Annotated in this window: 17 protein-coding genes and 3 pseudogenes; 9 read left to right on the top strand and 11 right to left on the bottom strand. The window is 58.5% G+C overall.

Features of this window, described 5'->3' with window-relative positions:
• Positions 1-49: 49 nt before the first annotated feature.
• From LCM4576_RS25755 to LCM4576_RS25720, 9 genes and pseudogenes are all read right to left on the bottom strand, one after another.
• Positions 50-817: a sulfotransferase gene (locus LCM4576_RS25755; RefSeq protein ID WP_071035318.1), complete on the bottom strand. Its 768-nt coding sequence runs from the start codon at positions 815-817 to the stop codon at positions 50-52.
• Between the two features lie 212 nt (positions 818-1,029).
• Complete coding sequence (locus LCM4576_RS25750) at positions 1,030-1,818, bottom strand: ABC transporter permease (RefSeq protein WP_071035317.1); 789 nt, start codon at positions 1,816-1,818, stop codon at positions 1,030-1,032.
• Between the two features lie 3 nt (positions 1,819-1,821).
• Complete coding sequence (gene nodI / locus LCM4576_RS25745; RefSeq protein ID WP_071035316.1) at positions 1,822-2,730, bottom strand: nodulation factor ABC transporter ATP-binding protein NodI; 909 nt, start codon at positions 2,728-2,730, stop codon at positions 1,822-1,824.
• Positions 2,731-2,740: 10 nt separating this feature from the next.
• Positions 2,741-3,112: pseudogene (locus LCM4576_RS25740) on the bottom strand (carbamoyltransferase C-terminal domain-containing protein); the annotation flags it as partial.
• 9 nt (positions 3,113-3,121) lie between these two features.
• A pseudogene (locus LCM4576_RS37580) lies at positions 3,122-3,223 on the bottom strand (carbamoyltransferase N-terminal domain-containing protein); the annotation flags it as partial.
• A 13-nt stretch (positions 3,224-3,236) separates the two neighbouring features.
• A complete protein-coding gene (gene nodS, locus LCM4576_RS25735) occupies positions 3,237-3,869 on the bottom strand; it encodes a nodulation methyltransferase NodS (protein WP_244510927.1) in 633 nt (210 codons plus the stop codon).
• Between the two features lie 22 nt (positions 3,870-3,891).
• Positions 3,892-5,235: a chitooligosaccharide synthase NodC gene (gene nodC / locus LCM4576_RS25730; protein ID WP_071035314.1), complete on the bottom strand. Its 1,344-nt coding sequence runs from the start codon at positions 5,233-5,235 to the stop codon at positions 3,892-3,894.
• Between the two features lie 16 nt (positions 5,236-5,251).
• Positions 5,252-5,911 (bottom strand): chitooligosaccharide deacetylase NodB, encoded by a 660-nt coding sequence (nodB, locus tag LCM4576_RS25725; RefSeq protein WP_071035313.1) that lies wholly within the window; start codon positions 5,909-5,911, stop codon positions 5,252-5,254.
• Positions 5,908-6,498 (bottom strand): NodA family N-acyltransferase, encoded by a 591-nt coding sequence (locus LCM4576_RS25720; protein ID WP_071035325.1) that lies wholly within the window; start codon positions 6,496-6,498, stop codon positions 5,908-5,910. The genes nodB (LCM4576_RS25725) and LCM4576_RS25720 overlap by 4 nt, the downstream gene beginning before the upstream one ends.
• Positions 6,499-7,319: 821 nt before the next feature.
• Here LCM4576_RS25720 and LCM4576_RS37815 point away from each other — a divergent pair.
• The 5 genes and pseudogenes from LCM4576_RS37815 to LCM4576_RS25700 form a co-directional block, all read left to right on the top strand.
• Positions 7,320-7,478: pseudogene (locus LCM4576_RS37815) on the top strand (hypothetical protein); the annotation flags it as partial.
• A 15-nt stretch (positions 7,479-7,493) separates the two neighbouring features.
• Positions 7,494-8,153: a chitooligosaccharide deacetylase NodB gene (gene nodB, locus LCM4576_RS25715; protein WP_040971409.1), complete on the top strand. Its 660-nt coding sequence runs from the start codon at positions 7,494-7,496 to the stop codon at positions 8,151-8,153.
• A gap of 701 nt (positions 8,154-8,854) precedes the next feature.
• Positions 8,855-9,766: a LysR family transcriptional regulator gene (locus LCM4576_RS25710; protein ID WP_071035324.1), complete on the top strand. Its 912-nt coding sequence runs from the start codon at positions 8,855-8,857 to the stop codon at positions 9,764-9,766.
• Positions 9,767-10,474: 708 nt separating this feature from the next.
• On the top strand, positions 10,475-10,723 hold the full coding sequence (locus tag LCM4576_RS25705) for an acyl carrier protein (RefSeq protein ID WP_040971408.1): 249 nt from the start codon (positions 10,475-10,477) through the stop codon (positions 10,721-10,723).
• A 2-nt stretch (positions 10,724-10,725) separates the two neighbouring features.
• Positions 10,726-11,934 carry a beta-ketoacyl synthase gene (locus LCM4576_RS25700; RefSeq protein ID WP_071035312.1) on the top strand — a complete coding sequence of 403 codons (1,209 nt, stop codon included), beginning with the start codon at positions 10,726-10,728 and terminating at the stop codon, positions 11,932-11,934.
• A 322-nt stretch (positions 11,935-12,256) separates the two neighbouring features.
• Here the strand turns inward: LCM4576_RS25700 and LCM4576_RS25695 are convergent, their stop codons facing one another.
• Together LCM4576_RS25695 and LCM4576_RS25690 are read right to left on the bottom strand one after the other, a co-directional pair.
• Entirely contained in the window at positions 12,257-12,436 is a 180-nt protein-coding gene (locus LCM4576_RS25695; RefSeq protein ID WP_131803304.1) for a hypothetical protein, read from the bottom strand.
• 107 nt (positions 12,437-12,543) lie between these two features.
• The gene (locus LCM4576_RS25690) at positions 12,544-13,422 is read right to left on the bottom strand and encodes an AraC family transcriptional regulator (protein WP_071035310.1); all 879 of its coding nucleotides are present in this window, start codon (positions 13,420-13,422) and stop codon (positions 12,544-12,546) included.
• A 132-nt stretch (positions 13,423-13,554) separates the two neighbouring features.
• Between LCM4576_RS25690 and LCM4576_RS25685 the strand changes: the two genes are divergently transcribed.
• The 4 genes from LCM4576_RS25685 to LCM4576_RS25665 all read left to right on the top strand — a co-directional run.
• Entirely contained in the window at positions 13,555-14,505 is a 951-nt protein-coding gene (locus LCM4576_RS25685) for an aldo/keto reductase (RefSeq protein ID WP_071035309.1), read from the top strand.
• 1,043 nt (positions 14,506-15,548) lie between these two features.
• The gene (locus LCM4576_RS25680; RefSeq protein WP_244510926.1) at positions 15,549-17,282 is read left to right on the top strand and encodes a type I secretion system permease/ATPase; all 1,734 of its coding nucleotides are present in this window, start codon (positions 15,549-15,551) and stop codon (positions 17,280-17,282) included.
• A 31-nt stretch (positions 17,283-17,313) separates the two neighbouring features.
• Entirely contained in the window at positions 17,314-18,627 is a 1,314-nt protein-coding gene (locus LCM4576_RS25675; RefSeq protein ID WP_071035307.1) for an HlyD family type I secretion periplasmic adaptor subunit, read from the top strand.
• A gap of 958 nt (positions 18,628-19,585) precedes the next feature.
• On the top strand, positions 19,586-21,757 hold a 2,172-nt coding region (locus tag LCM4576_RS25665), incomplete at its 3' end, for a hypothetical protein (RefSeq protein WP_131803303.1).

Raw genomic sequence — 21,757 nt, 5'->3', positions numbered from 1 at the left:
TAGGTGGCCTTCGGTGTTCGCGCGAGTTTCTTATCTGTCGATAAAACTGTCAGTCGATCGCCACTGTCCTTCCCCTCTCGCCGACGTCAAAGAATCTCGCGTAAGGCCCGTGCGAGAAGTGGCGGCGCAACTCATGAAAATTCTCGATCGTTTGCTCTAGCGGTCGCTTTTCCTGGCGCTGAAGCGTCGCCGTACTGGAAAATCGCAGCGCCGGAACGCCTAGGAAGTCCCAAATCGCTGCCAAGCATGTGGCAGGTTCGCGCAGAAGGCGCTCGTACTCGATTTCAAGCATATTGCTCTTCGTGAAGGATCGCGCGACCCGAGCGTGAAAATCGTCGGCAGCCTTGAAGTATGCCTCGCAGTCGGCGGTCGATAATCTAACTTGCGGCGGCGGAGCATCATTGTCCGACCTGAACTTCAGCCATTGACGCGTTTGTCTCGCCTGTGCCAGTGACCGCAGCGATTCCAAGGTATTTTCGCGGACCACCAGGATGACTCTGAGGCCCGGCCAGCGTGTCAGCTCTGCAAAAAAACCCGGGCGATCATGAACTTGAGGTTCGTTGACCTTGCAGCCCACATGCGTCGCCTTCTTGTCGCTCTGCGCGGGAYAGYACGAGTAGGCAAGCTCAAGCAGCTCTCGATCGCTGYGAAGCAGACGATGCTTATCAGGCCAAGTCGTGGCATATGGATTAAGCAGTTCACCGTTGCTCAACACACTCGGATGCGCATTCAGCAATTCTTCCAGGTAATGCGTGCCAGTTCTTGGCATCGCCAGGATTACGAATGGCGCAGGCGGCGGTATGTGGCTATCAGTCATTGCGTGTGTTCCTAACCAGCATTAGTCGCGGCAGTTCGGGTGGCGCTTCGGACGAGATGCCTGATTGCGATCTTCGAGACTGCCTCGCTCAAGGACGTTTCGCAACCGGTCGGACTAGCTCGAACTCAAGCAAACCGTACAATCGGAGGGATAGCACCATGGTCTGCGCTGACAGGGGCGAGTGCCCAAGCCTCGGCACCGACGCAGCCGCATCAGCGCATCAGGCGCCGTCGCAACAGCGCCGCCGACAAGAAGAACGGCAAAACCGCGTAGATGCAAAGTGTCGTAACATGCAGGCCGAGGCTTTCAGCCGGACGGCCAAGCATGACTGACCGGATCAGGTCGACCGAGTGTGCCAGAGGCAAGAGGGACGATATCTGCTGAAATGCGCTTGGCATTTGGCTGACCGGAAAGACGGCCCCGGACAGGAACAGCATAGGTGTGAGAACAAGCGTTTGATAAAATACGAGACAGTCGTAGTTGGGCGCAAGCGCCGCGACGATCATGGCTAGACTTGCGAAAGCAAGCCCGGTTAGGGCGATGATTGGCAGCGCGTAGAGAAGGGATGGCCACGCGGCATAGCCGAGCGTGGCAGCAACTAGCGTAATCGCCGTACCGGCCAGAAGAGACTTGGTGCCGGCCCAGGCTAGTTCACCAAGTACGATGTCGCCGAGCGTGAGCTGAGTGCACAGCATCGCTTCCCAGGTGCGTTCGCCTCCCATGCGAGCAAAAGTCGAGTAGATCGTTTCGTAGGTCGCCGAGGTCATCGCACTTACCGCGGCCATGCCAGCCGCCAGAAAAGCTACGTACGAAGTGCCTTCAACACGACCTATCATTATCCCGAGGCCAAAGCCGAGAGCGAACAACGAGATCATCGGCTCAGCGAGGTTTCCGAGAACCGCCGCAAGGGCAATTTTCTTCCAAGCCAAAAAATTGCGGCGCCACACTGCAACCCAATTCCAGGCATTGGCGGGCATAACGGCCAAATAACCTTCGGTCATTGTTCAGTCCTTCATCTCGCGCCCGGTCAGCCGCAAGAAGACATCCTCGAGATTCGGCGGACGCTKCAAAAGGCGCAGACCAGCAACCCCACGCAGCTGCGTGAGCACCTGCTCGGGATCGGGCGCATAGCAAAAGAGGGTTTCGCCGCTCAGCTCGATGCGTTGCGCGTACGGCTTGACCAGCGATCTCAGTTCATGTGGATTGCCGCCATAGACTTCGACCACCTGGCAGCCGATCTGCTCGTCGATCAACGCGTGTGGTCGCCCTTCGGCGATCTTGCGCCCCTGCTCGAGCACACACAGCCGGTCGCACAACCGCTCGGCTTCCTCCATGAAGTGAGTGGTCAAAAGTATCGTTTTGCCCCGCGCCAACAAGGAACGCAGGCGTTCCCAGATCAGGTGGCGCGCCTGTGGATCGAGGCCAGTGGTCGGCTCGTCCATGACCAAGAGTTGCGGATCATTAATCAGCGCACGGGCTAGCGTCAGGCGTCGCTTCATGCCGCCGGACAGTTCGGCGACGCGCGCATCCGCCTTGTTCTCGAGGCGGGCGAACTCGAGCAGCGATGGGCTGACCGCTTCAACCTCGCGTTTGCTCATGCCAAAGTATCGCCCGAACACCAGCAAGTTTTCACGTACCGTGAAYCTATGATCAAGGTTGTCGAACTGCGGGACCACCCCGATGCGTCCACGTRCCAAACGGGCACGTGCCGGCACTGGCACGCCAAACACCGTGATCTCGCCTGCGTCAGGCGTTGCCATACCGAGGAGCAGCCGTGTAATCGTGCTTTTGCCCGCGCCGTTCGGCCCCAGCAGCCCTAAGCACTCTCYCGGTGCAACGGTGAATGACATGCCGTCGACAACGACCCTTTTGCCATATGATTTCGTCACGCCGACAAAGTCGATTGCCACCATGGTCGCRCACTCAAACCAGCGTAAGGGCGCCGTCGACCGGYGATAGTTCAGTTTCGGGAATTTTGGTCAACAGCATACCATCGGACCATATGTGTTCAATTTGTCCCCAGCGGCAGGCTGCGGCAGCACCCGGAAAGGACCCACGTTCATGGTCGGCACTCGTATTGCAAAGCAGCGGAATGCCCGTGAGTTTTTCATATTCGATGAGTAGCTCGGCCACCTTGTGCTCAGAGGTTCTGGAAACGGTCTGCAGTCGGGCGGAACCTTCGGGATGCACGACAGCGGGGACCTTGTCCCGCCATTCCGCCCATGTCTGATGGTCGAACAACATGTAAGGATCCGGCGTTCCGGGGCTGAATATTTCCGGCGCGCGGTCCTCAAGATATCGTCGGTTATTGTCCCGCTCCTCCTGTTCAATGCAAAAGACGAGTTGTCCGTCCTCGACAAGGGCGACCGGGCCGTCATGCGTCAGCTTGATACCACAAATGCGCATAATGCTTCCTCGTCTAACGCAGGCAATTCGACAGATCCGGAGGCCGAACCGGACTCCGAAAACGGGCGAGCAAGCAGTCTTGGTTGGGGGTCTCACCCTGGCACTGCAGGTGGTCGACAGCGATCAACGTCTCGTTCAGCATTGCCATGACAGTCTCGGCACCAGCGGCGTGACCCCAGCGCCGGCAAGTGGCATCACGCGCCGATCCGAATACCAGGTGTCCCCCTGGCGCAAGCATCCGCGCAAGGTTGCTGATGGCAGCGCGCATCTCGGCTATGCCGTTTAGGTAATAGAGAACCTCCGCCACGACGATCAGATCGAACGGTTCCTCAGTCGAGAACTGTTGAACATCGGAGACTACCCAGGTGATGTGCGGTAGGTCCTTCATCCGGCTGCGCGTTCGATCAATCGCGCGCGGCACGACGTCRATTACTGTAAGCCGTTGGCAATGGGGCGCTAGCCTTTCCGTGAACGCGCCTCCCGCACACCCGACTTCAAGTGCATTTGTGATGGATCCCTGCAAAAGCGACAGCCGCAGCATTTGCGTGTGACGCTCCCGCTCGAACGGATTGGCATCGAGCAGCCACGGATCGTCTGCGGCCAATTCCCGATCCAACAATCGATGATTATTGTCCAACTTCAAAATCGTCTACCTCGATGCGCAACCATCACTCGTCGGAAGTCACCAGCACCGAACAATCCTGTGCAAGATGGCGCATACGATTCTGCACCGCATCTGCCGACAATTTTGTAGTGCTTGATTCAGTGGTCAGGTTCTGGACGGGAGCCTGTTTCTCATCCTTAACTGCCACGGTGGCAGCGAAGCTGCGCGACAGCCAATCGCTGTTGCTCAACGTACACAACGCATAGGCTTTCAGGGGGAGCAAGAGAAAGACGTTGATGAATGTGTGGACAGAGAAGCCTATAAATCGAAGTTGGCGAGCACGAAGCGCCACCACGCTGCAGCGAACGATGCTCATGAATACAATCATAAGGATTGTCCACCAGGGCAYGGTGCCCATCAGTACGAACTGCGCGAGGCCTGTTAGCACCGATATGGCGAGTAGTAGCGGCCCGAGATTCTGTCCCACCACGTCCAATGTTAGAAAGCTGTTGAGGCCCGGTAGCAGATTCAGTGCAAGCCAGGTGTCCCGGAAAGTGCTGCGTGCCCACCGGAGTTGTTGGCGCAGATAAGCCCCCAGGCTATCTGGAACGACTGTTGCCGCAATGGCGTCCGGGACGTWCTCAGTTCGAAGGCCTGCTTTCAGCATTAGGATCGTAAGATGGCGATCTTCACCGAAGTCGCTTGGCTTTCCCCGAAATGTTTGGGTCTCATACTGATCCAGCAGCAAAAGGAGTGCGGATCGACGGTACATGGCACACGGACCGCAGCAGCACATTACGGCGCCGAAGCGAGCCTGCGCTGCGCGTTCCTCGTTGCAAGCCAGCCAGTACTCCATGTCGATCAACCGGGTCAGCCAGGTGTCGCCCCGGTTGCTGGCTGTCAATTGACCCATGGCTGCGCCGATCCCTGGATCCTGCATCTTCAGCGCAAGCTTTGTGACRACATCGGACGCTAGCATCGTGTCCGAGTCGACGTTGAGCACCAAATCTCCAGATGATCGGCGTATCGCTGCGATCTGTGCCTTGCGCTTTCCGGCATTTCTGGGGAGCAGAATGAAGATGAAGTTCGGGTGGCCCGAGAAGCTCTGGTGAACGGGACGAACGGCGTCCCGATTCCCAGAACCGTCATCAACAACATAGACTCGCAGTTTTCCGGCGTAGTCCTGGTTTGCAACCGACGTGAGGCACTCGAAGAGTGTGCGCGGGTCCTCGTTGTAGCAAGGAATGATGACGTCCACGCTCGGCCAAAGATGGGGACTGGCTAAGTTGTCCGAGACCGATGAAACGTTTGCCGGCCGGGCATAAGCGGCCTGCATGCTCTTATATGTGGTCGAGAGCAGCGCATAACATGAGATGGTGACAGTGCTGACTGTGCCAAGAAGGTCCATGAGGTCTTCGGTTCGTTTAGTGTTGTTGGGAAAGYGAGCGCATTGCAAAGCCGCGGTCGTGCAAAGCTGGAATTATGCGCGAGAGGGCCAGGATGGTTTGGCTTCGCAACCCGGCGTCACTGCCCGGCTTCATCTCGCTAGGAGGGCAGCCGTCGTGCAAGAGCACGATTGCGCCAGGCCGGACGGAGGCCAGCACTGCATCGACGATTGCATCGACACCGGGACTGAACCAGTCTCGCGGATCCGCCGACCAGTGAACAGCCGACAGCCCAAGGCTGGCCGCAGAGGCGATCACTTGTTCGGTCCAGATGCCATAAGGAGCGCGCATGTACCGCACCGAGGCTCGAGGGCAGGCCGCTTTGATGGCTCTGTTCGCATCGAAGATCTCACGCTGCACTACGCCGGGTTCGCACTCGGACAGATCAGGGTGAGTCATCGTATGGTTAGCTACCTCGTGCCCTTCCGTGATCATTCGTTGGATTAGTGCCGGCTGGTCTGCCGCGTACGCGCCAATGACGAAGAAAGTCGCCGACACACGGTGTTGCGCCAGCACGTCGAGCACCTTCGGTGTGCAAAACGGATGAGGGCCGTCATCAAACGTCAAATAAACGGTAGGTTGCCCGGCACCGTTTGCGCACTCGCTGTACACTTTGGACAAAGAGTCGAGGTGGCTCAAAGCTCTGCTCCGTTCCGATCAATCATCTCGCCGGCGGGCCAATCGGAGATCGGACGTCCAACTGGCACGACAACGACGAGTGCGTCGTCTATGCGCGTGGGCGGTTTGTCGAGAAGCGCGAAGTGAAGGGTGGAGCGCACGCGAATGCCCGACTTGACGACCAGCAGACCGCCTCGTCCCAATCTTGCAACGTGTTTATGMAACGCTGGCCGAACCGTGCCAAAGCCGAAGGGAACCCCGAGTTCCCGCAACACGGGAAGCAGAACGCGGAATGAACTGCTGAGTCCGAGCCCCTCGAGATCCCGACGAATCCCGTACAATCCGAGTTCRGCCACTAGCAGATCAGCCCCATCGATTCTGATGAATCGGCGCAGCAAGCCTATGTGTGCCGCAATACCGCTCGAGTCATACGCGATCGCACGGAACTCAGGTCTAGCTCCGGCCCAACTTCGGCTGCCTTCGAACGGCTTGGCATTAAAGGCGCCGGTCGGTCCGTAGGTCCTTCGAAAGAATTCGGCGAGCTCGACATGGTCGGAAAGCTCCAACTCGTTTTCCCAGCACAGCTTCCACCGCACCTGAGAGCGCATACAAAGACTCCTTTTCTGATACTTCSCGAGGGCGCGCATCACGCGTTGGAGCCCGCGTGATCTGGTGCGAGTTCAGACGCGGCCGTCGGTGATCGCGATACTAGCCAATTGAACTGGCAGAACCTCGTACGACGGAGTTCCAGCGCTGATGGGCTCTCTCAAACTTGCCGTCCTTCCTGAGCCATACCCTTCATTTCGAGCTTCTAATGCAGCACCGCCGTTGATCGGTAAAATCGATTGTTTGGATCGCTAATATTCGTTCGGTGGATGTCAGGGCTATGCCTTCCAAGGGTCCTGACCGCTCATGATCGGCTGGCCGAAGTTGGTGCTGTGCGCCGTCAGGTTCCCCGCAGCCAATATGACTGCGCGCGAAGAGCAGATTTGATCGAGACCGCGTTGAACCGGCGGTGGAAATCGACACGCTCAGYCCCGCAGCGAGGGCATAGCCACGATGCCGATGGTGCGTTGTGCTCGCGAATCCATGCCTTGCCCGCTGAAAATGCGACAGGCGGCTTCGAGTGTCGGGGCCGCAGGAGCGCCCGTTGTGGTCCGAGGTTTACTGGACCCCAGGGGGATATGAATCCACAGCACGGATGGGATTTATCCAATCAATCAATTTGACTGATCTGATTGAAAACTGCATTCATGGTCAGACTTCAACGCAGATTGAGCGAGGTACAAACKGGGGCCGGGAAAAACGGCTCTGAACGAGTTCTTGTCCAATCACCTCAACAACTAACATGCACCACGTGGCTTTGYCGTTTCACTAAGTTTGGCGCCGTCGACCCGCTGGTGACCGAATTATAGTCGCACCTCAGCAGGTGCGTTTGGAACAAGCTGGCGCCTCAATTCGACGTCGGGTCAACCCTTCAAAACGCGCTGCCCGATTTGCCCCAAAGCGCACGGAAAAYGCAGCTGTCGCTGACACACCGGTTGAATGTTCAACGTCCGATTGGCCGGCCGGAGCGACAATCGACCGGAACGGACCAGAGCCAATGAAACATTCCGACTGGTTGTGGGATGTGCGCAGTGAGTGCGACGCCTGCATCGGCCACCGCAGTATATATTTGACTTTTGACGACGGTCCTCACCCGCTTTGTACACCGCAGATCTTGAATCTGCTCGCCGAACATCGGGTCCCGGCGACGTTCTTCGTCATTGGCACCTATGCCTTGGGCCAGCCGGAGCTAATTCAAAGAATGGTCGCGGAAGGGCACGAGGTAGGCAACCACACGATGACTCATCCGGACCTGTCTAGATGCGGGTTCGACGAAGTGCAGCGTGAAATATTTGACGCTAATGCGGCTATTATGATGGCTTGCCCGCAAGCATCAGTTCGGCACTTGCGCGCCCCATACGGGAGCTGGACCGAAGAGGTCTTTGCCGCGTCCGCCATCGCTGAACTGGCAGCTATCAAATGGTCGGTTGATCCGCGCGACTGGTCTTGCCCCGGGGTGGACACGATCGTCGATGCGGTGCTGGAATCGGCGAAGCCCGGCGCAATCGTCCGCTTGCACGACGGGTTTCCTCCCGACGAGTTGGTAGCCGTATCTGGTGCAGGTCTGCGCGATCAGACCGTCACGGCGGTATCCCGTCTAATCCCAGCTCTACTTGAGCGCGGATTCCAAATCCGCTCGCTTCCTCATTTTGATTGAAACGCACCGCCGGCCAACTCCGCGCTTTGGCCGCTGCTATCTACGAGGGCACTCGTGCCGGTTGTCCGCGCAGCGATAATTTTCGTCAATTACCTTAGTCGGGGTTCGCGCCGCCTACTGGCGGTGTGCCCATTGCCGTTGACTATGCGCCCAATGGTGGCTGACCCTGTCGGAACCAGGCGCCTTCTGTGCGGGAGGGAGGTTTGTCGAGGCGCCATACGGAAAGGGGGAGCGCAGGCGAGTGCCCGCGAGAACGGTCGCCGGAAACTGGCGAGTGAACCTCCCAACGCGTGYAAAACCCCACCGAAATTAACGATCGCTGCCGCCACGACACCAGATACTTCACCTCTTCAGCCCGTCTGAGCCCAAGCAGGTCGCCTCGGCGGTGCGTAGTCTGTCAACGACGACCAATCGCGGCTCCAAAGAGGCCATGGCGCACACAACATGGCGTCGTTCGTCACTTTCGCCCTCAAAATCTGGTCGAGAACCCGCCCCGAATCCATCAAGCGCCGACGAAAAGTCACCGGATGGCGCAGGACTCTTGCAGCACATCTCCGGAGCTAATGAGCTTCCCCGGCTGCTTCACTTTGCCTCCCCGATTTGATTTGCATATAAAGGCACTTTTCACATATGGCGTCTCGTGACATTGGTGAAATCTATTGCTTGGATGACATGCATCCATGCGCCAGATTGGAATTGGAATGCGGTTTAAGGGCCTTGATCTGAATCTCCTCGTCGCGCTCGACGCTTTGATGGCCGAGCGTAACCTCACAGCGGCTGCTCGCAGTATCCACCTTAGCCAACCAGCCATGAGCGCGGCTGTCGCCCGGCTGCGCGGCTATTTTGGTGATGAGCTTTTTACAATGAGAGGCCGTGAACTCATCCCGACACCCCGAGCCGAGGCCCTCGCCTCGCCGGTCCGCGAGGCGCTGCTGCATGTACAGCTCTCGATTATTTCCTGGGAGGAATTTAACCCGCAGAAATCCGATCGCTGTTTTAGGGTCATGCTTTCCGATTACATGACGATCATTTTCTTTCAGAGGGTCATTGACCGTGTTGCACGAGAAGCCCCTTTCGTCAGCTTCGAACTCCTGCCTCTCGTTGACGATCTGGAAGAACTTTTCCGGCGCGGCGACGCCGATTTTGTGATACTGCCTGAATTGTTTCTGTTAAACGGGCACCCAAAAGCGAGGCTTTTCGACGATACACTCRCCTGTGTGGGCTGTCGGACAAACAAGGAACTGTCGGGAAAGTTCACGTTCGAGAAATATATGTCGATGGGGCACGTAATGGCCAGATTTGGGCGTTCGCAAAAGCCGTCCATWGACGAGTGGTTTTTGATCGAGCATGGCCTCAAGAGGCGGGCCGAGGTGGTCGTGCAAGGATTCAGCATGATCCCTTTGATGCTACCGGGCACCAGTCGCATTGGGACAATGCCCTTGAGGCTGGTTGAGCACTTCGCAAAAACGCTACCGCTGCGCGTCGTCGAACTTCCGCTCTCGTTGCCGGTGTTCACTCTGGCGTTGCAGTGGCCTGCGCTTCAGAATGGCGATCCGGCAAGCATCTGGATGCGGAAGATTTTGCTGGAGGAGGCGTCTCGACTGGCGACATAGCCGAAGGCTGCGGTATGATTTGCACAACTTTGGATCTGCTCAGCGTTTCAGCGGCGTTCTTTGTCGCGAGTGGCCGCCTGTCATCTCCGCCAGGAGGCGCAACTGGACACTTGCCGGTTCCCTGCCCGGCGCGGGCCGCAGATCAATACGAGCCAGTCGTTTCGCTGACGTAGAAGCCTCCCCGCTGAGTGGAGCCATCCCTGCTGCCGTCGGTGCCTATGAGGCCAGCGACGGAGCAGTATCGGGGATGGWCGGCTCGCCTGCCTGCGCGGCATGGCCGGWATCGAGAGCAAGCTGGTCGGTCACTGCGCATTCGGGTCGATCACGACGTCGATAAGGCTACGCTGACCGGTGAAAAGGCGGCTCAAGCGAGAGCGGAACATGACTGCGTGTACCCTGATCGACTAGCGATACTATTTCCGGCGTCCTGAAATTCCAGCACTCACAATGTACAGGAAAACGGATTTGTGAACGACGCCCTTCGAAATGCRTATTCCGGTGACGCTGGACGGCTATTCCAACCTGACGCCGGTCGCAAACAAATCGTTCGGAGTCCGCCTCGGGCATGCGCCCCCCCATCCATTTCTTGAATGCTTCTTATCCAAAATATCAATTTCCCTAATAGCGCCGAATTTTGCATCACAACAATGCTGATCTCTTTCGCGTCACCGAGATTCATGTCAGCCGCCAGACGGGAGCTTAAAAGGCATGACTGACCAGCTTACGAATGAAATCCTGGCGGAGATCCTCGAGCACGCYGAACTGGATGCGAATCCGATCACTCTTGAGACAAAGCTGACTGATTTGGGCATCCATTCGCTGGAAATGGCGGATATCCTGTTTGATCTTGGGAAGAAACACGGGATCCAGATCGAATCGGACACCACTGACGCCTGGAGCAATTTGCAGAATGTGGGCAGCGTGGTCGAGGCCGTCCGTGCGCTTGATGAGCACTGACGATGAACAAGCGCGTTGTTATCACCGGCATAGGCGGGATTTGTGGGCTCGGCAGCTGTGCTGCCGATATTTGGGCCGCCATGTGCGAGGGCCGTTCAGCAATCGGCGTGTTGAGCAGTCCCTCCCTGCACGACATCACCGCTCGCACGGGATGCGCGATCCGCAATCTTCCTCAGCATGAGATCGACCGTAAGCAAATTCTTTCGATGGATCGGTTCAGCGTGCTTGCTGTGCTTGCCGCTCGCGAAGCAGTCCAGCAATCAGGGCTGACCGCGTCTGACACAAACCGCTATCGCCTTGGTGCGACGGTCGGCGTGGGCGTCTGCGGATGGGAGGCGATTGAGCAAGATTACCGGGCTATGCTGCTCCACGGCAGAAAGAGGACCGGGGCCTTCACCGCGCCCAAGGTCATGCCGGGCGCTGCTGCTGGACATGTCAGCATGGACCTTGGACTGCGCGGTCCCGTCTACGGCGTCACTTCGGCTTGTTCCTCCTCTAACCATGCCATTGCCTCCGCCGTCGACCAGATCAGGTGTGGCCGCGCTGATGTGATGGTGGCAGGTGGCGCCGATGCGCCATTGATTTGGGGAGTAGTGAAATCGTGGGAGGCTATGCGAGTGCTATCGCCTGACACTTGCCGGCCTTTTTCCGCGAACAGGCAGGGCGCTGTTCTCGGCGAAGGCGCAGGCATGATAGTCTTGGAAAGTTACGACCATGCCCGCGCCAGAGGCGCTGAAATATTGGCGGAATTGGCCGGTGCGGGCCTTTCGGCCGACGCTTTCGACATCGCGGCACAGACCATTGACGGTCCCGAGGCTGCGATCCGCGCTTGTCTAGCCGACGCGGCTCTGGTMCCGGAGGAGGTCGATTACCTGAACGCTCACGGCACCGRCACTAAGCGAAACGATCAGATAGAGACCGCAGCAATCAAACGAGCGTTCGGCGACCACGCCTATCGAATGTCGGTATCCTCGACCAAATCGGTGCATGCCCACTGCCTCGGGGCCTCGGGTGCACTGGAGCTGATCGCCTGCGTGATGGCAATTCGGGATGGCATCGTACCGCCTACCGTTAACTATGAGGAACCAGATCCAGATTGCGATCTAGACGTTACCCCCAACGTGGCACGGGAGCGGAAAGTCAAGGTGACCCTATCCAATAGTTTTGCGTTCGCGGGCACCAATGCGGTGCTAGCCATCAAGGCGGCGTGATTGTTTCGATCCATGACGATATTGGTTGCGGGCAATCGTGAAGTGGGTCGTCGTCCCTGCCCGGATCGTGGAGCAAAACTCGCGGCAGCGATCAAGAAATAGCCTGGAGAGCAGATCCGGAAARGTGCTTGGCGCTTCCTGGATTGCGAATGGGCTTATCAGCTCAGGCAGCTCGGTCGGGTGTCCGTATGGATGCCCGGCCGATTTCTTGCGCGGTATCGATAAACGAGCGTAGCCATTTTGCTGCGGTTCTTCGTCGGCGCGTCCCACACTCGCGGTTAGCCCGGAAACTTGTCGATCACCGCGCGTTGGCGGAGCGGCTTCATCTTGGCGCGCGCAGAGCAATCGCGCGGGCTTCGGCCGGATCGAATCCACAGCATGTCGCGATGTCGATCAGCACGTCGACGGCGGCRATATTTCGCATCGAGGAAAGGACCTTGCTGATTGCGACTGCGAGCCGATATTGCGTTCCGCGTTCGYGCGCGGCCAGGATCTGGATCATCTGGGCGCCCATCATGCGCTACATGAGGAGAAGGCAAAGCAACTGCACAACTCGCCGTGAGCTTTTCCGCTCGCCCCACGAGGGTTCCTGCTTGTGCTCGGCCGGATCTATGGCGCTGGAGCAACGATGATTTGCCTCCCGGCATCCTGCCGGGGTGGGGCGCCGAATAGYCGCTTGTACTCGCGGCTGAACTGCGAGACGCTTTCGTAGCCGACCGCGTAGGCCACCGTCGCGGCTTCCGAGCGCTTCGTTATCAGGCGYCGACGTGCGTCATGCAGGCGGATGTGCTTCTGGTACTGCAGCGGGCTCAATCCAGTAATGGCCTTGAAGCGGCGATGGAAAGCCGACACGCTCATGCCGGCTACGGTCGCCATGGCCTCTATGCTCAGATGCTGCGCGTAGTGCTCGCGAATCCATGCCATTGCCCGTCGGATATGCGACAGGCGGCTGCCGGTGCCGGCCAGCTGTCGGAGCAGCGCCCCCTGTGGTCCCATGAGGAGGCGGAACATGAGCTCGTGCTCCCTGTGACGCGCCATGACCGCAATTTCGCTTGGTCGGTCCAGAAGTTCCGCAAAGCGTCGCCAGGCCTCGATGAGTGCCGGCCCTGCCGGGCTATATCCGAACCCTTTGTCCATCGGCGGTTCCGGCATGCCGCCCATCTCCAGAAGCAGCGTCGAGATCACCTCCGGATCGATATAGAGGTTAAGGGCAACATAAGGCTGGTCGGATGAAGCCTCGCTAATCTGCCCCATGGCAGCCAGTTCGGCCGCCACCACCATGCAGTAGCCGGCGCCGTACTCCAGCACCTGGTCGCCGATGAAGACCTGCTTGGACCCTTGCAGCACGAAGCAGACCACCGGGTCGTAGACCAACCAGCCGGGCTCCGAGGGCCGGTCGAAGGTGCTTACGCTGACCCGCGGCATTTTCGACTGCGGCCTGCCGGCATGGCGCAGGGCAATGGCTTTGAGTTGGGCGAGATCTGTCATGAGACCATCTGCTCGGGTTCACCTGGAAACGTCAAGCGATCGGCAGGATTAGGCAATGGACCGGCAGGATCGGGCATCGCTCGGTCGCGTGTGAGAAGCGACACTGGGACATAGCAGGAAAGGACATTCACGATGCAGCAGCGCAAGCTTGGCCGCCACGGCCTCATAGTCGGTGCCATTGGTTACGGTGCCATGGGCACCGCCATCGGCTACGGCCCCAGCGACGACAAGGAATCGATCGCGGCCATCCGGCGCGCTCATGAACTGGGCGTCACCCACTTCGACACTGCCCGCATGTATGGCTGGGGTGAAGGCGAGAAGCTGCTCGGCATTGCCCTGCGGCCGATCCGCAACCAGGTGACGATCGCCACCAAGTTCGGCCTGACCGAAAGCTATGCTCCCGACTCTCGGCCGGAGACCATCCGCCAGGTCGTGGACTCTAGCCTCAGGAATCTGGGCGTCGAGACCATCGATCTGCTTTACCARCACATCCCCGACCCCAATATCCCGATCGAAGACGTCGTGGGCGTGATGCAGGAGTTCGTCCAGGCGGGCAAGGTGAGGTATCTCGGCCTCTCCAACTCGGACGAGGACACCATCCGTCGTGCCAGCGCTGTCGCGCCCATCTCGGTGCAGCAATACCAGTACTCCATCTTCGCCAGGGATGTGGAGCCGCTGCTRCCGGTCCTTCAAGAATTGGGCATTGGCCTGGTTGCATATTCACCGCTGGCGCGTGGGTTCCTCACCGGCCAGGTAAGATCGCGCGATCACTACGCCGCCGACGACTTCCRGCAGAATCTCGGATGGTGGGCGCCAGGRAATTTCGGCAAGAACATGGAGATCGCGGAGGAGCTCACCTCACTCGCTACRGCCAAAGGCATCAGCCTCTCTCAGCTTGCCTTGGCCTGGCTGCTAGCGCGAAAGGACTACATCGTCCCGATCCCAGGGGCTCGCAACCCGCAACGTGTGGCGGAGAACATTTCGGCTGCCGAACTCATACTGACGGATACTGATCTCAAGCGGATTGACGAGATCGCGCCGAGCGGGGGCGTCGGCGGACGCATCTGGGAGGATCAAGGGTAAGCTTAGCCATCCGACAGAAGGGGCCCGGACAACCCGATTTGGCCCAAAGCGCACGCATTACGCTGCTGTCACCGATTGAAATGTTCAATGGCTGATTGGCCCGCTAGCGTGACGGTTAGGGAAGTTGCGCGGGCCGCAGATCATACGAATCAGCTGTCTCGCTGGCGTAGAGCTTTCCCGCTGAGAGGTGCCAGCCGTGCTGCCGTTGGTGCCTGTAAGGCCAGCGTCGGAGCAGATTGGGAAACGCCTGCCGGCACGGCACGGCATGGCATGAATCGAGATCGCGCTGGTTGRYCGCAGTTGCATCCGGGTCGACCCCTTGARGCACTGCGACTCGTTTCCAGTCAGCCTGCGGGGCAGCGGGGCGTAGAGCCAATCCAGCTTCGAGGGTGTGATGTGGCGCGCTACCCAAGACATCCAAGGAGTGAATGCATGATATCCAATCAATCGATTTTACAAATTCGAGCAGCGACACAAGAGTGCTATGAAACCAATCGCGAGGAGCATATGCGGTGGCAAAGCCTATCGAAGCTAGGCCCGCAGCCAATACCCCGTACGGCAGTAGCGGTGACGAATTAATCTTAGATTTGTCCAAGGTAATGCTCGGATCGACAACCGTGCTGGCTCAAACTCCATCTCGGCCGGTCKGGGCGTCGACCGAGCCTTCGGCGGGGCGGATAACGACAAAGTCTTCGGCGTAGAGGGCTTAATTATCTTTTCGGCTACGGTTGAAATAAACCTCGCATGGAGGATGACGACTGAGCGCTGTTAACAGTGTGGCAGACATCGAGGCGTTGCATCTGACTGGGTCCTACTTCACTTTCGTCTCCTCCAAGACGCCAGGACTAAGCATTCCCGCGCTGAGCATCCGCCGTATGTCAGGAGTTAGTGCCGTGACGTAGGCCGGTTCTACGTGCCTATAAAATGGCAGATCCGAGCCCCGACGGTGCTAATGAACGAAGGCCTTTCTTAGGGGTCTCTTCTTGAAAATCTCAGCGAGCAAAGAGCAGTCGCCCTCGAGGCCTTTCGCCCTAACGGCCACCATTTGGGCAATTTTCTCAATCAGTGGCGTGATCARCTTGCTTGCGCTGACTTCGCCACTGTTCATGCTGCAGGTGTATGACCGCGTTCTGGCGAGCGGCAGCGTACCGACGTTGCTGGGTCTCGTCGTGCTTACTGCGGGACTTTATGCATTCCAATCCCTGCTCGACATTCTGCGCGCACGCGTACTGCTGCGAATCGGCGAGCGTTTCGACGGGGAGTTTTCCGGACGCGTTCATGAGGCAATTGTTCGCTTGCCCCTCTTAACACACAAACCGGGCGATGGCTTGCAGCCGCTTCGCGACCTCGACAACGTTCGCGGGTTTCTAGCCGGAAACGGCCCCGCGGCGTTCTTCGATCTGCCATGGATGCCGCTTTATCTCAGCATTTRCTTCCTTTTTCACTTCTGGATCGGTATGACGGCGCTTGTCGGGGCGGTCCTCCTGGTTTCCCTAACGGCTCTAACTAACGCATGCTCCCGGCGGGCCACACGTGATGCAGTCAACCACAACATGGTCCGCAACGGCCTACTGGAAGCAGCGCGCCGCAATGCCGAGGTCATAGAGGCTCTGGGCCTTGGAAGCCGGATCGCTGCCCGATGRCATAAGGTGAATGCCAAATATCTTGCTGCCAATCGTAAGGCCGGAGATGTGGCAGCTGGGCTCGGCGGGATTTCAAAGTCGCTACGCATGATGCTGCAATCGGCGATCMTCGCCGTTGCCGCCTACCTCGTCATCGCACGTGAAGCTACCGCTGGGGTGATGATTGCCAGCTCCATTATGATGGGCCGGGCCTTGGCTCCAGTCGATTTGGCGATTTCAAGCTGGAAAACTCTGCTTCTGGCGCACCAAAGTTGGGCACGGTTGAAGGACCTCATGGCCAAGATGCCTCATACCGCTTCGGTCATGCCATTGCCCGCTCCTCAACGCGAACTGCGCGTCGAAGGCGTGATGATCGTCCCACCCGGCGAGAAGAAGCCCACCGTAGCAGGCGTTGCGTTTGCGGTTCGAGCGGGAAGCGCACTCGGGGTTATCGGCCCATCGGGTTCTGGCAAGTCAACTCTCGCGCGCGCCATCATCGGCGCCTGGGGGCCCTCCTCCGGAAAAGTTTGCATCGACGGCGCGAGCCTCGATCAATGGAACCGAGAAGCATTGGGCCGCCATCTCGGTTATTTGCCTCAGGGCGTTGAATTGTTTGACGGAACCATCGGCGAAAACATCTGTCGTTTTGATGACAATCCTGATTCTGAGGCTATCGTGGCTGCGGCAAAGGCAGCGGGTGCACACGAACTGATCCTCAGATTTGAACATGGCTATGAAACTCAGATCGGTGAAGCTGGCTCGGCACTTTCCGCCGGGCAGCGTCAGCGTATCGGTCTTGCCCGAGCTCTTTATCGCGATCCCTTCCTAGTCGTGTTTGATGAACCCAATGCCAATCTTGATGCGGAAGGCGAGATCRCCGTGGTCGAGGCGATCAATTCCGTTCGTGTGCGCAACGGCATTGCCGTTGTCGTCGCACATCGCCCCAGCGCCATCGCCGCCGTCGATTGCATATTGTTGCTCGAAGGTGGGCGCCAAAGAGCCTTCGGTCCGCGCGATGAAGTGCTTTCCACTGTCTTGCAGAGAAGAGCAGYGACGCCGCCACGAAGTGAATCCAAGGATGTGTCTGCGACCGATGTTGGGAAGGCATCTGCTCGGGGGATTGCGTCTGCATCCAGGGGCGCTGTGTCCACATAAAGACCTAGGCTGCCCCGATTCGAGGATTGCGATGTCTGAAATTGACACGAAAGCCGACGCTTCCCGTTCTATTCGCCGAAACTTACTGACAGCACTTTTTTTGAGCATCACCGTTCTCGGAGGAGCGGGAGCCTGGGCTTCAGTGACGAATCTGTCTGGTGCGGTCGTCGCGTCCGGACACTTTGTCGTCGATTCATACATAAAAAAAGTGCARCACCCGACCGGTGGGGTGGTGAAAGAAATCCTCGTGCGTGAGGGCAATAGAGTCAAGACAGGCGACGTTGTCATGCGACTTGATGYCACTCAGCCACGCGCCAATCTAGCCATCATCATTAAGCGACTCGATGAGTTGGCATCCCGGCTAGCACGGCTCGAAGCCGAGCGTGACGATCTGGCAGAGATCGTCTTGCCGGAATGGCTGCTCAAGCGTCGAGATATTTCGTCGGCGGCCTCCGCAATACTCAGTGAGCGGAAGTTATTCGAATTTCGCAGGCAATCCCGCGAAGGAGAAAAGTCGCAGCTGGCCGAGCGGATCGCGCAATATAAGCATGAGATCGAGGGCCGCAAAGCGCAGCAGATTGCATTTGAGAAAGGTATCGACATTCTCGGACATGAAATTGCTGTTTTGAGTAGGCTGCGCGAACAAGGCATTGTCCCGGACCAACGCATAAATAGCCTCAAGTCGCAGGCTGCCACCTTAAGCGGTCAACGCGGTGAAATGATCGCGAACCAGGCACAGACGGCGGGCCGTATTGCCGAAACTCGTCTGCAAATCCTGCAGATTGATCAAGATCTCAAGACGGAAGCCGGCAAGGAACTCATACAAGTCCAGGCCCAAGTGGAGGAATTCCTAGAACRCAAGGTAGCTGCTGAGGATGAGCTTMGGCGAACCGATATCGTCGCGCCGCACTCAGGGATCATCGAACAGCTTGCTGCCCATACGGTTGGTGGTGTGATCAGACCCGCCGATCCGATCATGCTGATTGTGCCTGATGGCGACGATCTTCTTCTAGAAGTACAGATCTCTCCGAAAGACATCGACCAGATACGCCTTGGTCAACGAGCCGTGTTGCGGATGTCGGCCTTCAACTTGAGAACCACACCGGAGTTGAACGGATATGTAAGCTGGATAGCGGCCGATCTGACGACGAATGAAAAAAACGGCACTTCTTACTATCTGGTGCGCCYGTCAGTTCCGCGTTTTGAACTGACGAAGATCAAGGATCTGACATTGATCCCAGGCATGCCGGCCGAAGCGATGATCCAGGCGGGCCAGCGGACAGCGCTTTCCTATTTTCTCAAGCCCCTGTCTGATCAGATCAATCACGCATTCCGCGAAGAATAGAGTTCTGCTTTTGAGGAGGTGAAGTAGGCTGGGCACTCGCTCGGTGCAAGCTTGCGATCACTTGACCTGCCACTGAGTTGTCATCCAGTGGCGATTAGAGCCTCGACCGTTTCTGTTACGTCATGTGGCGTGGGTTGAGCAACCGGCTAAGACGCGCAGCACCAAATAGCGCAGCGTCGGAGCCGGTTGCGGTRATGGCTACATCCGAAGCAACAAATGCTTCGCTATACTCTCGCATGGCTCGCCATCCATACGTGCGGTGCGGGGCGRCCACCGATCTTCGCCTCGGAACACGACGTCTAGCACTGATCTGCTTTGATGGTAGCCACTGAGACTCAACGCCCCGCGTCAGATCGCTCTCTGCTTCTGAAGGAAGCCATTAGCTCGGCTCKGGCCTGATAGGGAGCTTGGTTGATGGGCAGCGCGACTCCTGTACCAGCCCTATGACCGAKYCGGTGTTGGAGTGYCTGCCGATCGATGACGAGGTTGTCGAGGTGCAGCCTGGYTGGCTGCGGCCTTTGCCCCAGTCGTCCGACCAGCGCCCTGGTGCCGTCAAGCACAAAGACGCCGCAATCATAGCCGTTCTGCTGCTGGGTTACGCGGRCCGGCTGCAGGCGGGCTCCCAGCCGTTGTGCGAGCTGTGCCGCGGGCTGGGCTCCGTAGCCGTAGCCGTCAAGTTCGCCTGAATGACTAAGCTCGTCTGGGGATCGTGAAACATTATGATGTCACGGACCGGCGCAACTTCTGATTCAGCATCGCTCAGATGATGYTGAGCTCTCATAGCGCGTCAGCTTGTTGTCAGGTCAGCCAAGCTACGCTCCGACTCAGCCGGGCGGCTCAGGTCGCGCAATCGTTTCACGGATCATCTCGCGGCCTATCCGCGGCTTTATGCGCGAACTAAACGTTTCCAGCCACCGGGGTCAGCTTGAGCTGCTCGGAACAGGCAAAAGGAGATAGCATGGATCCCTTTAACAACGTCAATCCATCCCGCGTCTCAGATCTCGCCCGCACACACGATGCAGGCTCGCAGCAGCAGACCGACCAGGCAGGTTTTCAGGAGCATCTAAACGCGTTGCAGCCGGGCCAGCATCGGCCAGCCGTTCCAAACAGCCGTCTCGCCAGGCGGCGGACCGGCTCAAATGCAAATGCGGTTGGACCGAGCATGCTGCAAGAGGAGGACGCGGAAAGCGGTTCGCAGTTGCCCTTTGCTCCACCAGCTCACTCACCTGCGCAGAGTTTTGACCAGGACGAGCTCTTTGCCGCCGCCGATCGCGCCGGGCCGTTTGCGGCTGCAAGTTTCGCTTCGCAGTTCTGGCAGGATGCGGAGCGGGTGGCCCACTCACCGGCGCAAAGTGGCGATCAGCCGCGGAGCCGCGCAGCGATTGGGGTCGGTTGCGAAGCTTCGAGTTCCATCCCGCCGCCGCGGGTCAACCTGCCCGCCACGGGCTTTGGAAGCGCACCCGATGGCGTGAGCCTCCCTCACGTCATCGCGGACGCATATCGGCCTGCGGCCAATCAACAGGGCGATTTGACCGGCGCAAGCCATACAATGCCGACCGCGGCGCCGCACCAGGCTGCCGTCGTTCAGCAAACGCGCAGTCGCAAGCGCGGCCGCGAGCACCCGGACGAGGCGCTTTTTGCCGCCTACCGTGCCAAGGCGGATAAAACAGCCAAGGTGAGTGACGGCTCGATTGCTCGCGGTATAACGGCGCTGCGCAAGTTCAGCACATGGCTAGACGAGAACCACCGGAGCCAAATCCACGGTCGGGTCGAAGACGAGCAGCTGGATGGTCTGGTGAAAGACTTCGCGGGCAACGATGCCAAACTACTGGGCGACACCAACGTGGCGTTGGGAAGGCTCCGGCAGCATTTTGCCGGACAGCCTGTGACGGCTGCTTCGAATTTTCGACCCGGCACGAAGGACGATGAGGAACTCTTCGCCCAATACCGGGCAAAAGCCGTCGTCAAAGCACCAACCGTGAGGGGCGATCTAGCGGCGCTGCGCAAGTTCAGCAGATGGCTTGACGAGAACCATCGRACGCAGATCGCCGGCCGAATTGCGGACCCGGGATTGGACGCGCTGGCGAAGGACTTCGCGGAGCGCGAGAGCACGCGTATCAATCCGGCGCTGAAGAGGCTCCGGGAGCTTTCTGTCACACARCCTGGGACGGCCGCTTCGAATGTTCGACCTGTCACCAAGGATGATGAGAAACTCTTTGCCCAGGCTGCCGGCCTCGAAGAAGGGACCATGGGAGGCGATTTGACCGGCGCGCGCCATACAATGCCGGCCGCGGCGCCACACCAGACTTCCCTGGTTCAGCAAACGCGTAGCCGCAAGCGCGGCCTCGAGCACCCGGACGAGGCGCTTTTTGCCGCCTACGGTGCCCAGGCTACGACAAAGGTGARCAAGAAGTCGATCGCGCGCGACATAACGGCGCTGCGCAAGTTCAGCACATGGCTTGACGAGAACCACCGGAGCCAAATCGACGGCCGGATTGAGGACCCGGGGTTGGACGCGCTGGCGAAGAACTTTGTGGGCAACGATGCCGTACTACTCGGTCAACTTAAGATGGCGTTGGGAAGGCTCCGGCAACATTCTGCCGGACAGCCTGTGACGGCTGCTTTGACTATTCGACCCGGCACGAAGGACGATGAGGAACTCTTCGCCCAATACCGGGCAGAAGYCGTGGGCAGCCTCAAAGAAACAACCGTAAGGGGCGATATAACGGCGCTGCGCAAGTTCAGCAAATGGCTTGACGAGAACCACCGGACCCAGATCGCCGGCCGGCTAGATGATCGGCAGCTGGACGGCCTGGCGAAGAACTTTGCGGGCAACGATGCCGTACTACTGAGCGACATCAACGTGGCATTKGGAAGGCTCCRGCAAGCCGATGCCGGACAGACTGTCACAACAGCTAGAGCGCGCCCGGTCAGCGAAGAGAACCAGGTGATCGAAGATGCATGWCGGGCAGCTACAGGCAGGTACGGAAAAGACACGCTAAATAGCTATCGGAGTACTTTGGGTCGTTTCAACAGCTGGCTTAGCCAGAACTTCGGCAAGGGCATTGCCCAGATTGAACCCGCGGTTCTGAGCCGGGCGGTTGACGAATACAAGAAGAACGCAGGCCCC

Source organism: Mesorhizobium sp. LCM 4576 (genome assembly GCF_001854815.1).
GTDB lineage: Bacteria > Pseudomonadota > Alphaproteobacteria > Rhizobiales > Rhizobiaceae > Mesorhizobium > Mesorhizobium plurifarium.
This window is presented reverse-complemented; position numbering and strand designations above follow the sequence as displayed.

Bases quoted from the DNA above. Each gene is read 5' to 3' on its own strand.
- LCM4576_RS25750 (WP_071035317.1), bottom strand. From the start codon at position 1,818: ATGACCGAAGGTTATTTGGCCGTTATGCCCGCCAATGCCTGGAATTGG.
- nodB (WP_040971409.1), top strand. From the start codon at position 7,494: ATGAAACATTCCGACTGGTTGTGGGATGTGCGCAGTGAGTGCGACGCC.